General features: G+C 33.0%; 10 protein-coding genes and 4 pseudogenes. 2 read left to right on the plus strand and 12 right to left on the minus strand.

What is annotated here, in order from left to right; all coding sequences use genetic code 11:
* Positions 1-31: 31 nt before the first annotated feature.
* The 5 genes and pseudogenes from QUF93_RS01175 to QUF93_RS01195 form a co-directional block, all read right to left on the minus strand.
* The gene (locus QUF93_RS01175) at positions 32-406 is read right to left on the minus strand and encodes a DNA/RNA non-specific endonuclease (RefSeq protein WP_289361136.1); all 375 of its coding nucleotides are present in this window, start codon (positions 404-406) and stop codon (positions 32-34) included.
* A gap of 334 nt (positions 407-740) precedes the next feature.
* A complete protein-coding gene (locus tag QUF93_RS28965) occupies positions 741-1,025 on the minus strand; it encodes a hypothetical protein (protein ID WP_289361137.1) in 285 nt (94 codons plus the stop codon).
* Between the two features lie 18 nt (positions 1,026-1,043).
* A pseudogene (locus tag QUF93_RS28970) lies at positions 1,044-1,331 on the minus strand (pre-toxin TG domain-containing protein); the annotation flags it as partial.
* Between the two features lie 47 nt (positions 1,332-1,378).
* Positions 1,379-1,951 carry a tyrosine-type recombinase/integrase gene (locus QUF93_RS01190; RefSeq protein ID WP_289361138.1) on the minus strand — a complete coding sequence of 191 codons (573 nt, stop codon included), beginning with the start codon at positions 1,949-1,951 and terminating at the stop codon, positions 1,379-1,381.
* Between the two features lie 235 nt (positions 1,952-2,186).
* Positions 2,187-2,363: pseudogene (locus tag QUF93_RS01195) on the minus strand (IS6 family transposase); the annotation flags it as partial.
* 117 nt (positions 2,364-2,480) lie between these two features.
* Between QUF93_RS01195 and QUF93_RS01200 the strand changes: the two are divergent.
* Positions 2,481-3,113 carry a hypothetical protein gene (locus tag QUF93_RS01200; protein ID WP_199710469.1) on the plus strand — a complete coding sequence of 211 codons (633 nt, stop codon included), beginning with the start codon at positions 2,481-2,483 and terminating at the stop codon, positions 3,111-3,113.
* A 681-nt stretch (positions 3,114-3,794) separates the two neighbouring features.
* Here QUF93_RS01200 and QUF93_RS01205 read toward each other — a convergent pair.
* From QUF93_RS01205 to QUF93_RS01215, 3 genes and pseudogenes are all read right to left on the minus strand, one after another.
* The gene (locus QUF93_RS01205) at positions 3,795-5,336 is read right to left on the minus strand and encodes an S-layer homology domain-containing protein (protein WP_289361139.1); all 1,542 of its coding nucleotides are present in this window, start codon (positions 5,334-5,336) and stop codon (positions 3,795-3,797) included.
* A 556-nt stretch (positions 5,337-5,892) separates the two neighbouring features.
* Positions 5,893-6,537 carry a hypothetical protein gene (locus QUF93_RS01210; protein WP_289375120.1) on the minus strand — a complete coding sequence of 215 codons (645 nt, stop codon included), beginning with the start codon at positions 6,535-6,537 and terminating at the stop codon, positions 5,893-5,895.
* Positions 6,538-6,773: 236 nt separating this feature from the next.
* Positions 6,774-6,923: pseudogene (locus tag QUF93_RS01215) on the minus strand (IS6 family transposase); the annotation flags it as partial.
* A gap of 140 nt (positions 6,924-7,063) precedes the next feature.
* Here QUF93_RS01215 and QUF93_RS01220 point away from each other — a divergent pair.
* Positions 7,064-8,494, plus strand: a complete 1,431-nt coding sequence (locus tag QUF93_RS01220) for an IS4-like element ISBce2 family transposase (RefSeq protein WP_289361140.1) — start codon at positions 7,064-7,066, stop codon at positions 8,492-8,494.
* Positions 8,495-8,749: 255 nt separating this feature from the next.
* Here the strand turns inward: QUF93_RS01220 and QUF93_RS01225 are convergent, their stop codons facing one another.
* The 4 genes and pseudogenes from QUF93_RS01225 to QUF93_RS01240 form a co-directional block, all read right to left on the minus strand.
* Positions 8,750-10,840: a right-handed parallel beta-helix repeat-containing protein gene (locus QUF93_RS01225; RefSeq protein WP_289361141.1), complete on the minus strand. Its 2,091-nt coding sequence runs from the start codon at positions 10,838-10,840 to the stop codon at positions 8,750-8,752.
* Between the two features lie 82 nt (positions 10,841-10,922).
* Positions 10,923-10,985, minus strand: a pseudogene (locus QUF93_RS01230) (N-acetylmuramoyl-L-alanine amidase); the annotation flags it as partial.
* A 199-nt stretch (positions 10,986-11,184) separates the two neighbouring features.
* The gene (locus QUF93_RS01235; RefSeq protein WP_289375121.1) at positions 11,185-12,420 is read right to left on the minus strand and encodes an acyl-CoA thioester hydrolase/BAAT C-terminal domain-containing protein; all 1,236 of its coding nucleotides are present in this window, start codon (positions 12,418-12,420) and stop codon (positions 11,185-11,187) included.
* Positions 12,421-12,422: 2 nt separating this feature from the next.
* Positions 12,423-13,400, minus strand: a complete 978-nt coding sequence (locus tag QUF93_RS01240; protein ID WP_289375122.1) for a MerR family transcriptional regulator — start codon at positions 13,398-13,400, stop codon at positions 12,423-12,425.
* Position 13,401: the final 1 nt, after the last annotated feature.

Raw genomic sequence — 13,401 nt, forward strand, 5'->3', positions numbered from 1 at the left:
CTATTTCGTATTGTATATTAAATTCTGATGTTCATAAATTAACTCCATCATATTTAATTTCAACCTTTACTTTGACATGCTTCCCTTCTTCTAACGCTGTTGTCCATTGATTTTCTATTCTCTTATATATACTTTTGTTAACTTTCTCTAATTGAGAAACTAAATTATCAAGTTTAGGTGAACCACCAAATCTATCACCTACTACGTGCCCAGCATTATCTTCTCCATTTACTTTTCCTAGTGTATTTTTACTATGTGATAATCTCTTCTCTCTTTCAGTTAATTGTAACTTGTCTGTTTCAAATTTTTCAATTCTTCCAAGACTATCGGTTTCATAAAAATAGTCAAACTCTCCTGTTTTATACCTAATATCAGGCTTTAATCTATTTTTTCGGTTCTGGTGCAAACCTCGAATAATGTCAAAATATACACAAAAATATGAGTTTAATTCCGAACATTTAATAGCCGTTGGTTCTTTAACTACGTATTTTTGCGTTGAATTTCGGATGATTTACTTTTATTGTCGACAAACATTCAGTTTAGAATTTTTATGAAATCATTTTTGCACTAGAACCCCTGCACCTTCAATCAAAAAGTCTTCTGGTTCACTCTCGAATAGCTCTAATAGTTCGTATTCATCATATTTAATATCCAATGTTTATAACCAACCTTCTGCACCGTAAAAAAATTTTTATTATTTTTTCTTTGCGGGAACAGCAGTAATAACATCCCCGTTATCATTAAGTATAAGCTCTACTATATTTCCATGTGCCAGGTGTATCAGCTGGAGCACGAGAACCCGTTTTGATAATATCTTCAACTACATTAGGTGTCATACCACGAAAGTCAATTTTAGAAAATAGCTCGTTATATTCCGCACAACCTAGTTTATATCCCTTTTTAGCAGCCATTCCGTGAGCTCTTGAATTAAGCTCTGCTCTTATTTCAAGAGTATCTGGAGCCATTCTTTCTAAAGCATGCTCAGTATACTGTCGACCATTGATTACTCCTCCACCTCTTGGCATGCTCCATCCAATACCTGAAGTCCCTTTTGTTGCATTTTCAATAGCCTTTCCTTTCTTTTCAAGATCACCAATTTTCCCTACAACTTTACCAATTACACGTGAAGTACCACCTGATACAACGGATAGTGTACCCCAGCCATAATCTTCTGGTCCATATTTCCTACCTGTTATCAGATTCTCACCTTTGATTAACTGTCCAATTTCTTTTCCTGTTCCTATACCTGGTGTAATATCTAAAATAAACGATAAGTCCCCATCATTCGCGCGATTATAAATACGAGATGGATCTCCACCTAATTCACGTAATTATCATTTCAACATATCTCCGAAAATAAAGAAACATCTAATTTAAATTAGATGCGGAATGTATCAAGTACATTATCTTTTTCTTCCTTATTAATCCCGATATATCTTAGTGTAATTTGTGGTGTACTATGATTCAATATTTCTTGTAACATAGCAATATCTTTTGTTTGCTTGTAAAACCAATATCCAAATGTTTTACGCATTGTATGAGTACCCAAAGATTCGACTCCGGCAAAATCCCCGGCTTTTTGTAACTGTCGATAAGTTTGAATTTTACTAATGGGCTTATCACCTTTTCGAGAAGGAAATAACCAGGTACTTTTTAAATCTTCAGCATATGGAAATACTTCCTCAAAAATGGATGTAATATTTATGATACGCTCCTTTTTTGTCTTTCCTTCTTTCACTTTAAATTCTTTTCGTTTTTTTCGCTTCAGTTTTAAAATTTCACTCGTTTCCATTTTAAGTAAGTCACTTACACGTAATCCAGTATTAATCCCAAGTAGGAATAAAATATAATCACGATCTGAACAATGACGTTTAAGAGACCATTTCATATCTTCGAGCTGTTCTTTGCTTCGAATTGGTTGTACATCAATTAAATGTTGCTTTTTATTCATCTACTTTTCAATCCCTTTATTTTCATTAATTTGAATGTATACTTTTTTATATATTTTTAGGATATCAATAAAAATAGATTAAAGTCAATGTTTAAGGGGAAATGAAAGTAAACTTTTGAGTTTTGAATCATTTATAGCTAATTTTGTAATAAATTTATCAATATTGATATAACGGTTCTGGTGCGAAAATACTTCACTAGAAACATAGAACGGCAATATCCTGTTAACGAGGAGATTAAACAGCTAATCCAAACAATTTATGAATGAATTTAACTTCATTTTGGGCAGATTTCACTCTTTGGTGAAGTTGCCTTTTTTTCATCATATGCATAGCTTCGATGCCACTTAAAATTAATGTAGCTGTACGAAGTGACTTCAATCCTAACATAGAATGGACTCGCTTTTTTATGAACCCTCATAAATTTCTGGAATTGAGGGTTACTATTAATATATAATTTATTTAAAATAAAGGTAGTGAAGAGTAACTACTCTTCACCTGAAATAAATATAAAGGAGAATTATAATAATAATGACTTTTCCCAATAATGTTAACGGTAAGTGTGAGTATTCAATAATAGAAATTAGATGCTTACCCTATAATTCTGAAACAATAAAATTTCAAAACGACTTTGTTCTTATTTGTAGTACATATCTTAATAAAAATGATAAAGCACATGGTCATACTACATTTGAAATCCAATCTATAAAAGAATTATCTTATAATAATTCACACGTTAAAGAAGCAAAAAAGTTTGCATTCAAAGGTGGTACTTTAAGGATTAATGATTTTGTAAACATGATTGAGGTGAAAACTGATTATGATACAAAGATTATAGCAAACCTTTCTTACCAATATTCTAAAGATCAAGAGATGGAATATATACAAAATAAAGACTTACTCCTATTTTCTACTTCAGTAGGAATCAAAGGTTCTTTTTCTAACGTCCCTTATCTTTATCTACCACCAGAATTTAAGACCTACATAGACTACTATGATGCTCATCAAGAATCTAAAATTCTCCATGATGCTTTTTATACTTTGTGTCGAAGCACAAAAGAAGATAGTGAATTCATTGAACAATTTAAGGAACTACAAGATAAACAAAGTATTTTAGAAAAAGATTTATATGATCGTTATTTACAAAACACATATAAGGACTAAATGAATTTCTTAAACTATCCCCACTTCCAGCTTGTTTAGAAGTGGTCGCTTCCTAAATTCACCTATCTTGCGTGTTTATTTCTATACAAGTACAAGAACTAATCATGAATTAGGCTATCTCGTTAGTTTATATAGTTCGGTGAACTACTCACCACCTATGCTAACGCTTAGAGGTGGGAGCTTCTCAGTTCCATGACGAACGTACTCTTTCATCTGGCTGGGCGTTACTTCGGACTATTCCTGCCTTAGATATTCAACGAATGGAGATTCTTTAGATACCTTGATTATTTTACGATTGGAAGGATTTTCTTGGTTTTCGCAGTTTCTTTGTCTACTTAACCTTATATAATCACTTGTTAAAGGACACTTCATAACTAGATGATAACAATAAAACGTATGTTTTATTATGAAAAAAAGTAATTCATCTCCCACCTATTTGTTGGTGCCATGCACCTACATACAAATTGAGGAGAGAGAGGAATTACCTAAATTTAGTTAAAATGATTACATGCTGTAAATATACACATCAGATGAACAAAACAAATAAAATAAAAAAAATAATCCCATATCATATATGTTTATGGGATTATTTTTTCATCTAGTACTGGTCCATTGTTACACAGACCTCAATTAACCGTTTGTGCATTGTTTTATTTTATTAATAAACTACATAGATTCACATTAGCGTTTGATATCCGTTAATATTTTCTGATATCCCATTGCTTTCGGGCTACCGATCTGAATTTTATTTGTTAACTCATTATTATAGATTGTTGTTGCTTTCGCAAATTGATTACGATCCCATTGGTGATCTTTAGCAATTTGTTCATCAGATAAATTATAGTATGAATAAGTTACACGTCCTTCTACATCTGGAATTGGATCATCGAAGGTTGTATCAAGATGGTACCATCTCCCCTCAATTTTCACTAGATTCCAAGCATGAGGTTGTCCATTTCCAGTCCCTGTTACAATATGACCTTCTACTCCTGCCTCTTTTAACAATTGATAAGTTAATAATGCATATCCTTGACAAACAGCAGAACGGTTTGCTAAAGCTTCATATGCCGTATAAGCCTGGAAAGAAGTATCATAAGAAACATGTTTTACGACATAATCATGAATCGCTTTTACTTTTTCATGTTCATCCATACCAGCTTTAACAATAGAAGTGATAACTGATTTTGCTTGTGTCTTTACATAGTTCATTTGCTCTTTTGATTCACGGTATGTAATTTTTAATGTAAATACATAATCTCCTGGAATACCACGAATAGAATATTGTGTATTTGCGATGTTATATTTCATGTATTCATTTGAATCAACTGTCTCATCATATGCTTTAACAAGCGTATCCATAACTTCTCTAATATTAGATTGTTTAGATTTATATGTTATAGTTATATCTTCTTCATGATTATTAATATAATTTTTCATGTCTTTTTTATAAGCTTCTAATAGTTGTACCTCAGTTTGTACACTCGTACCTTCATTATTTGGTTTTGTCACATCAGGATTTTGTGTATTAAATTGTTCCATATAATTTAATGCATTAAATAAAAACTGTGCATACTGTTCACGAGTTACAGTTTTATTTGGTTCAAAACCTCCATTACCTGTACCTGATGCAATTTTATTCGACTGTACGGCACTAATAGCGTCCTTCGCCCATGAATTATCTGGTACATCATTAAAAGTATGTTTACTTAACACAGGAACTTTAAAAGCATTCTTGATGACCTGTGCCATTTCTGCACGACTTAATGATTCTTTTGGTCGAAATTTCCCATTTTGATCCCCTTTAAAGACTCCTATGTCTGTCAAAAATAGAATCTCTTCTAGGAACATTGTTGAGTTTTTATTAATGTCCTTATATGGATTTTTAAGCTGAGACCCATCTTGCATAATATAAAAAGAGTTGTCCTTATTAAGAGTGCCTCCTTTTTTAGCAGGAGCTAGCACACGATAAATTAAAGCTGCCACCTGTTCACGAGTAGCATTATCTCCCAGGCCAAACATTCCATTTCCATATCCCCCGATAATATTACGATTAGCTAAGCTCGTAATGGCATTATTTGCCCAATGGTTTTTGGGAACATCATTAAATACAACTGAATTTCCCCCTGACTGGACTTCAGCTTTTACGGGATCACTACTTGTTCCTAACAATGCACCTCCTACCATCGTTAATGATGTTATTGATTTTAATAGTTTTTTACTCATAAATTCTCTCCTAATAATATATTAAAGTAATTAACTTTACTTCACTAAGTTTATTAAACAAGTGGTATTTAACTAAAATTTACAGATTTACGATACGAGAAAGCCCCTGCAGGACTTAAGTCCGCCTTTAAGCATAGGATGAAAGTATCGCTTTTGCGTAGCAAAACATGTTAAAATGGCTTCAAAGTCATGCAAAAGACTCTAAAACATAAGGAGAACCAAACAATCTGTACGGTATGGTAACAGCCCCTTAGCCCATAAACCTATACGGTCTGTCATGGGAGTGGTGATAGCACATCGCAATCTTGCACGTCAGCGATACCAGAAATGGACTTCGCCTTTGGTAGCAAGAATCCCACTGACGTATGTCAGCTTGCCCCTTTAGGGGTGGGAGTGTCAAAAATGTACTATGAAAGACTTTTAGATAGATATGGTCTAGGATACTACAAAATACATATATAGTTTTATGAATTTATGCATTTTCTTCATTTTTATAAACAAATAGGTGTATTTTGTATAATATTTAAAGGGTTTTTGATGTTTCTATGAAAATAAATCAAATTTTCTTATATTGATTCCGTAAAAAGCTATCATACAAGATAAGAGATTTATTCTTTTGTTTTTCTTTTAAAATTTCAAATTGATTAATGAAAGATTCTGAACAATCATGTTCTTTTATGAAATGTTCTAATATTGAGTAAGCGGTGTGAAGAACTTCAGAATCGTGCTTAGCCTGATAATATTCTATATACTTCTTAAAATCCGGAGGAAGATATAAATAAGGAATATTAGACAATTGCCCCTTTGGCCCTTCAGAAATGGAAAATAAGAGTAAATCTTGCTCTTGTATATATTCCCTCTCTTGATCGCTATGATATTGATAGGAAAGTCTCGCTATGAATTTCGTATCATAGTCTGATTCCGCTTGAGTAATTGTTACAAAATCATTTATTTTCAAAGACCCACCTTGGTATACAAACTTCTTAGCATTTTTTACATTTGGATTATTATAAGACAGTTCTTTTATTGATTGAATTTCAAATGTAGTATGACCATGTGCTTTATCATTTTTATTAAGATAAGTACTACAAATAAGTACAAAATTATCATAAAAATCAGGTACTGTAGAAATACTAGGTAAACATTGAATTTCTATAATTGAATACTCATAAGACGTATTGATGTTACTTGGAAAAATCATTTTATAATTCTCCTTTAAATTTATTGCTCATGCCATATAATCGATCTTCATGAAAAATAGAAAAGCCATTATCGATTTGATAAGGGCTTTTCACCTGCTTTTATATAGAATAAAAATCAGATGCCTATAGAAGTATAACATAAAATTTAATTAAAACAATGTGGTTCTGTTGCAAAGTTTTAAAAAAACATAAACAGGTTGGTAAATGCGGAACAATGTTTCGGAAGAAGTTAGTTCCAAATTTGATAGATGAGATTTCCATATTCATGAACCCATCGCATGATGGTTGTTGGGTGAACTGAAATACCACGTTCTTTCAGCATTTCAGAAACATCGCGATAACTTAAAGAAAAACTGCAGTAGTACAGGGCGGCTACTAAAATAATAGCTTACTTGAATTGTTTTCCTTTAAAGTATCTGATGTGGCGGTACCCCACATCCATCAACTTAAGGATTTAGACTATTCTTGAAGTTAAAAGCACGTTACTATTTTCTTATGTTAATGAGAAAGGGTGACGTGCTTTTTATGAATATGCATCAAAAACAAGAGTTGTCTTTATTTGCCGAAGAGTTATATCGATATATGTCTCCCGCCATACTTAATCAATTAGCTATAGAAGCAGGCGGAATGAAACGAAAACGTAAGTGCCATGGGCACCATTTTTTATCTTTGTGTGTATGGTTAAATCAACAAATCGCTACAACCTCTCTTACTCAACTTTGTAGTCAATTAGAAACTTCAACAGGAATTTTATTAAGTCCTGAGGGACTGAATCGACGATTTAACTCGGCTTCTGTAGCCTTCTTTCGAAATGTATTTACTACACTTCTACAAGCTAAAATTGGAGGATCATCTACAATTTCTCATTCTCTTTCTGCTTACTTTGAGCGGATTCGCATCCTTGATTCTACAACCTTTCAAGTTCCAGATCGATTCGCAGCTACTTATCCTGGTGCCGGAGGCTGTAGTCATACAGCTGGTGTGAAAATTCAATTAGAGTATGACTTGTTGAGTGGAGAGTTTTCTGATGTGAAAATTGAACCAGGAAAACGAAGTGATCAGGCATATGGGGCGACTCGAATGGACATGACACAAAAGAATGAACTATATATTCGTGACTTAGGGTATTTTCGTTTACAAGACTTTAAATCGATCCAAGATAAGGAAGGGTATTATTTATCGCGTCTTAAATTACCAACTAAAATATATAGAAAAGAATTCGAAACAGTGGTATTTAAAACAAAACCTGCTCAATTGAGACCGGTATATATACAAATTCATTTGGAAGACATCATGAACCAATTACAACCTGGCCAAGTGTATGAATTACATGATGTATATGTAGGGAGCAAAGACAAACTACCCACTCGCATTGTGGTTTATAGATGTACAGAGGAGCAAAAACAGAAACGTCTACATGATCGAGCTATTCGCGAAAAGAAAAAAGGGATTACATATACAGAGCGTACGAAACTTTTACAAGGAATTACGGTATATATGACAAACATTCCTACGGAATGGGTACCGAAAGAGAAAATCTATGATTTATATTCACTGCGTTGGCAAATTGAGCTGTTATTTAAAATATGGAAATCTTGGTTTCGAATTCATCGTTGTAAATCTATTAAACAAGAGCGATTAGAATGCCACCTTTATGGACAACTCATTAGTATCCTATTATGTTCTTCTACTATGTTTAAAATGAGAGAACTCCTGTTACGTAAGAAACAGAAAGAACTAAGTGAATATAAAGCGATGTACATAATTAAAGATTATTTCTTACTTTTTCATCAAGCACTACATAAAAACACCCAAGAATTATCAAAGATTCTCCTTCGTCTGTTTAACCTCCTACAGCGAAACGGACGAAAATCTCACAGATATGAGAAAAAAACAGTCTTTGATATTTTAGGTGTTGTGTATGAGTATACCACTTCTGCCCATCAGGTAGCATAGCGGAAAATTTGAAATCCGTCAGGATTTATTTGATGTGCCTACTTTTAGGCTATCTATAAAAGATAATAAAAGACTACGTGAAAAAACCACATTTTGTATAAAAAGATACCTTAAGTTGATGGATGTTGGCGGTACCCCACATGCATAAGAACATAAACGGTATACTACACGGATGCATTTGGATTGAATACAGAATTTAAACTTAATGAACTTGTGGATGTAGAATAAAAAAGGGCTGACTCGAAAGAGCCAGCTTTAATTCGCAGCAGGTAAATTGATATTTGTAAAGGTGTTATTCGAATTGATAAAGTTACGAATATGATTTTTATTTGTGTAATATTTTAAATTCAATGGTGCTGTTCCTGTATAAACAAATCCATTGTCTTTTAAAATTAACTCGTTTACTCCCGCTGCTGCCCCTGAAGCTAAGAGAGCAGCGAATGCTGGATTATCAATAGTAACATTGCATTTCTCTACTATATAAGTTGTATATGGACGATTTGTATCAGATAAGAATAAATTATTTTTCGTATTAATGGAGATAGCACAGTCTTCCAGTGTAGTGTATGGTACTTGATTATCCACATTTGTAATACCAACTTCGCACGTTGTATCTATAAGTTTTGATTTAGTAACTCTAATATTCATTGGACGCCCACTAAACAAATGATTTCTTAACTCGCAATTAAGAAGTTCTGACCTTGTGAACTCACAAACGTCTACATTTTGAGTATTAGGGTTTTCTGATCTGACTCGTAGATTTTCGAATTTACAACTATCATATTCTTTAACTTTAAACGTCATCTCTCTTTGTGTTAAAACCGATTTAAAGGTACATTTTCTTATTTTATTTGCTTTTATCCATGGTGTGGTAGTCGGATTTTCTGTAAAAATAATGTGATTATTATCAAATGTGCAATTATCTCCCAATGTAACGAAATCAGGATTTACGTATTGATTGTTAGATAAAGAAACCCTATACGAATCATTAGTTAAATTCATATTACCGCCTGTGAAACTATTTTCTATAATATTCACAAATGCCGCACTAAAATTAGAAGTCATGAGTCCAATGTTATTTTGACAGTTGTATAAGAAATTATCCTTAATAGTTGCATGCATTAAGGAATAAAGATTAATCGCTAGGTAGTCTATATTGTAAATATGATTATGTTCTATTAAGACATCATAGCAACCAACTAAAATGCCGTGATAACTCCCGTAAATTTCGTTATCTTTTATGGTACAGCTTGCTCCGTATGAATCTTCCATGTTTATTGAATAACGAGTTGGATCGTTGAAAATAGGTTTCCCATCCAAAAACCTAACCAATCCTTTTCCGTTATCGCGGATTTTATTATTTATAACTTCGTTGTAATTCCCCCCTAAAGTGATACCACCCCTATGACCATTAAAAACCTCGCATTTTTCAACAGTGTTATGGTGAGGGATACCACCAAACATAATTGTATATTGCAGATTCTTATTTACATTGTTTTCATTATAAAATTGAAGTCTAAATTTCATTGCGTTAACTGGGATTGAAATATCTGTATAGATTCTTCTTTTCTTCATAACCCCTATGAATTTGTTGTTATTATCGTAAAAGAAGATATCCAAGTCTTTACTATTTAAATTTGTTGTTCTAGCGTATCCTGCTCCAGCTATAAGAAAGGAAGTAATCTTTGGTGTTAAATCTTGAGGTATGTTTAACATCTTTGTTGTGAGTGTATTCGTAGAAGGAATAGGTTGTCCAGTGTTGTAATCTAAGGTACTCAAAGTAAGACCTTGATCAAATTCTCCATAATCAAATATCGAGTTTGAGCTAAATGAAATATTATCGCCCATATAATCGCGAACCTTACAATTTTTCACAGAACAATAATTTGAACTTTTTTGAAAGAGAATACCATACGTATGCTCCATTGCTACTTCTAAAGGATTAGAGAAACTTCTGTCGTCCCTACATCCAATTATTGTTCCAACAAATAAATTAGAATTGGTGACTTTACTAAATACGATACTATTCCCTTTGAAGTTGTAATAATCAGTAGTTGTTCTATTGTCAAATGGCGATTTTTTATTAGAATCGTATATAACTTTTAATGTTGATCCATTTAAATTAAAATCCAAATCGGAAACCATAACAATCTCACGTGGGTAACATAGAGCGTAATTGCCTTTTGGAAGAATAACTTCAGAGTAATTATTAGATGCTGCAAATTGTAACGCATTGTTTATCCCCTGAATATTCTTATCAGCTTGTATATAATCTGCATCTACATAGGGTTTAGTAGGTAACCCTTCTTTTATGCCCCACTGATTTAATTCAATTAAATAATCCAATTATTATCACCTCTTAAATTTCTTAATATAGTATATTCATTGATAAAATAAACCGTCCCCTAAAAGGAGATGGTTTTAAAAATCATTTCACATATACATAGGCTTCATTTGCAGTAACGTAATATGTTTTGCCTTTGCTATTGTGTGGTGCTACCCCATCGCTATCAAGCTAAGAAAAAGAATTCCCCCCAAGAAGAAAAAAATATACTATTCTTTTAATTGAGGTCACCATACATACCAATTCAGAAGGAATAGTATATTTTTTTAAAGATTAAATGGAAATTACCCATACATTTTTTTACATTTATTATACTTACACCTAAATAGGCTTTATTACTTATTCTTTATAATGTTTGTTTCAGAAACTCTCGTACATTATCCCATGTTTTTCGTCTAGCTAATTCAATCTCTTTCTTTTGCAAATTATCATTGTTTGTAACAATTGGCAAATAGGGAAGAGTAAAATCATGTCCGGCTTCTTGTAGTATTACTTTTTTTATCAATTTTGAAGAAGTTTGGGCTTCTATAGTATCCACCATTTCCACTGATGGCCAAGTTGAATCTTTCATACCTGTGACAACTAACATAGGGGATTGTATTTTTTCTACGGAAATTCTAGCTTGTTCCCATATTTCCTGAGAGGATTGTTTTATCGCTTCGCTATGTAAATGATAGAGATTAGTTTCATAGAGAGGGTGATTTGTCTTCGGATAAGGAAGATAAGGTACAGGCACCCCTTGATAACTCCACGAAGATGTGTTGAGCGCTTCTTCCATGGAAAATCCAGCAAATATATGGGAACTAGGGGATAATGTAACTAAAGCTTGAAGATCAGTTTTTTCTAATTTTGAAGCAAGGAGTAATGCTAATTCTGCTCCTTTAGAATAGCCAATGATACCAAGTTTATTAGGATCTACTGTGGAATGATTAGCTAACCATTTCATTGCGTCTAAACATGGTTCCAATGGTACATTTGCTAACTGATTGGGTAACAAATGTGATCCATTCCAATCAAAGTATGCGACAGCCAGTGCAGCATAACCATGAGAAGCTAAATAATTAGCTACTTGCTCTGACCAGCTGAAACCACCTAAAGATCCTCCCAATACAAGAACTGCAGGAAGTGAACCTTTTAATTTTTTGGGAAGAAAGAATTTTCCTGAAAAATTTTCTTGTATCTCTATTTGAGTTACGTCTGTTTGGTATAAGTCAAATGTGATATCCATTTCTTCAAGAATTTGATCTTCTAGAGTGATACACAAAGAAATGGTTAGTTTTTGCATTTCATCTTGTAGAAAGTAAGGTGGAAAAGACGGCTCAACGAGCTCCATTCCATAAATAAGCTCATAAGCATCTATCCCTTGATAGGACCCCTCACTAGGTATGTTAATTGCTATGTTTAGTTCTCCATTTATATCCGCTTGCCAGGTTGCCCAAGATTTCCAAACTCGATTTGCACTATCTTTGGTTTTTGCATCAATACGTATATTTTGCCCTGACTCTAATCCACTAAATTCTATAAAGAAAGGTTCTCCTAATACTGTACTTATCTGTTTACTTACCATAACAGTTTTTCTCACTATTACTCCTCCTTTGTTATAAAGATAAACTTTTCATGTTCTAGCATCCAGAAGTAACAATTATAGATATGATCCCAAGCCTCTTGGTATTTTTTTGAGTCGGGATTAAACTCTGATAACAATACATAAAATTGCTTTCCTCTCTTAGAAGTAAAGTATTGAATGGTTGGATACATGTTTTGAACAAAATTAGTAGAATATTTCGTTTGGAGCATATTTGCTAATGTCTGTAACAAAGTGATAACCAAAGATTGCATTTTTGTATCAGTGTAGGCAACATTCGATTCCAAGCAATCTATAACCTCTAATAGAATTTGGTTTAATACTTGATAGTAGTAACTACTTTGGATTTTAGTATTGTTTAGTTTTTCAGTAAAAGGAGACAGATGTTCTTGAAACTCCGTAACAAATTCAGGAGCATCCCATAATTCCTTGATTTTATGCCAGATGACAGCTTGTTCGGTTGAGATATCCTCTAAGGTTCCTATAGATTGATGAATGTTTGAAAAAAGTAGCTGAAACCAATCAGGGGGGACTATTTGTTCATCTAATTTTTCACGAACCTTTTGCATCAAGTATTCTTTCCGTGTTTCTGCACTTTGTTTCATCACCTCTACAATCTTTTGCATAAATGCAAGGGATTCTTCTGGATCTTCTATATGAGATGCTTTCTCTAACGTTTGTTCCATTTTTTCATAGAGGATTTTTTGATGTCTCACCGCTTCTAACTGCCACTTTATTGCTTGGTGAACAGGAACCTCCCCCTCTTGTAATTTGGCAATGTCCGTCAAAGAAAAATCGAGTGAACGTAAGGTGGTAATCATATTTAGTTGCCAAATTTCTTTTGGAGAGTATAAACGATAACCGCTCTCTTTAATGGAAACAGGCTGCAATAATCCTATGTCACTGTAATACCGAACAGTTTGCACAGTTGTTCCAGCCATTTTCGCAGCTTCACCAATTGTATAATAAGTTTGCATT

This window comes from Bacillus hominis (assembly GCF_030348325.1).
Classification (GTDB): Bacteria; Bacillota; Bacilli; order Bacillales; family Bacillaceae_G; genus Bacillus_A; species Bacillus_A hominis.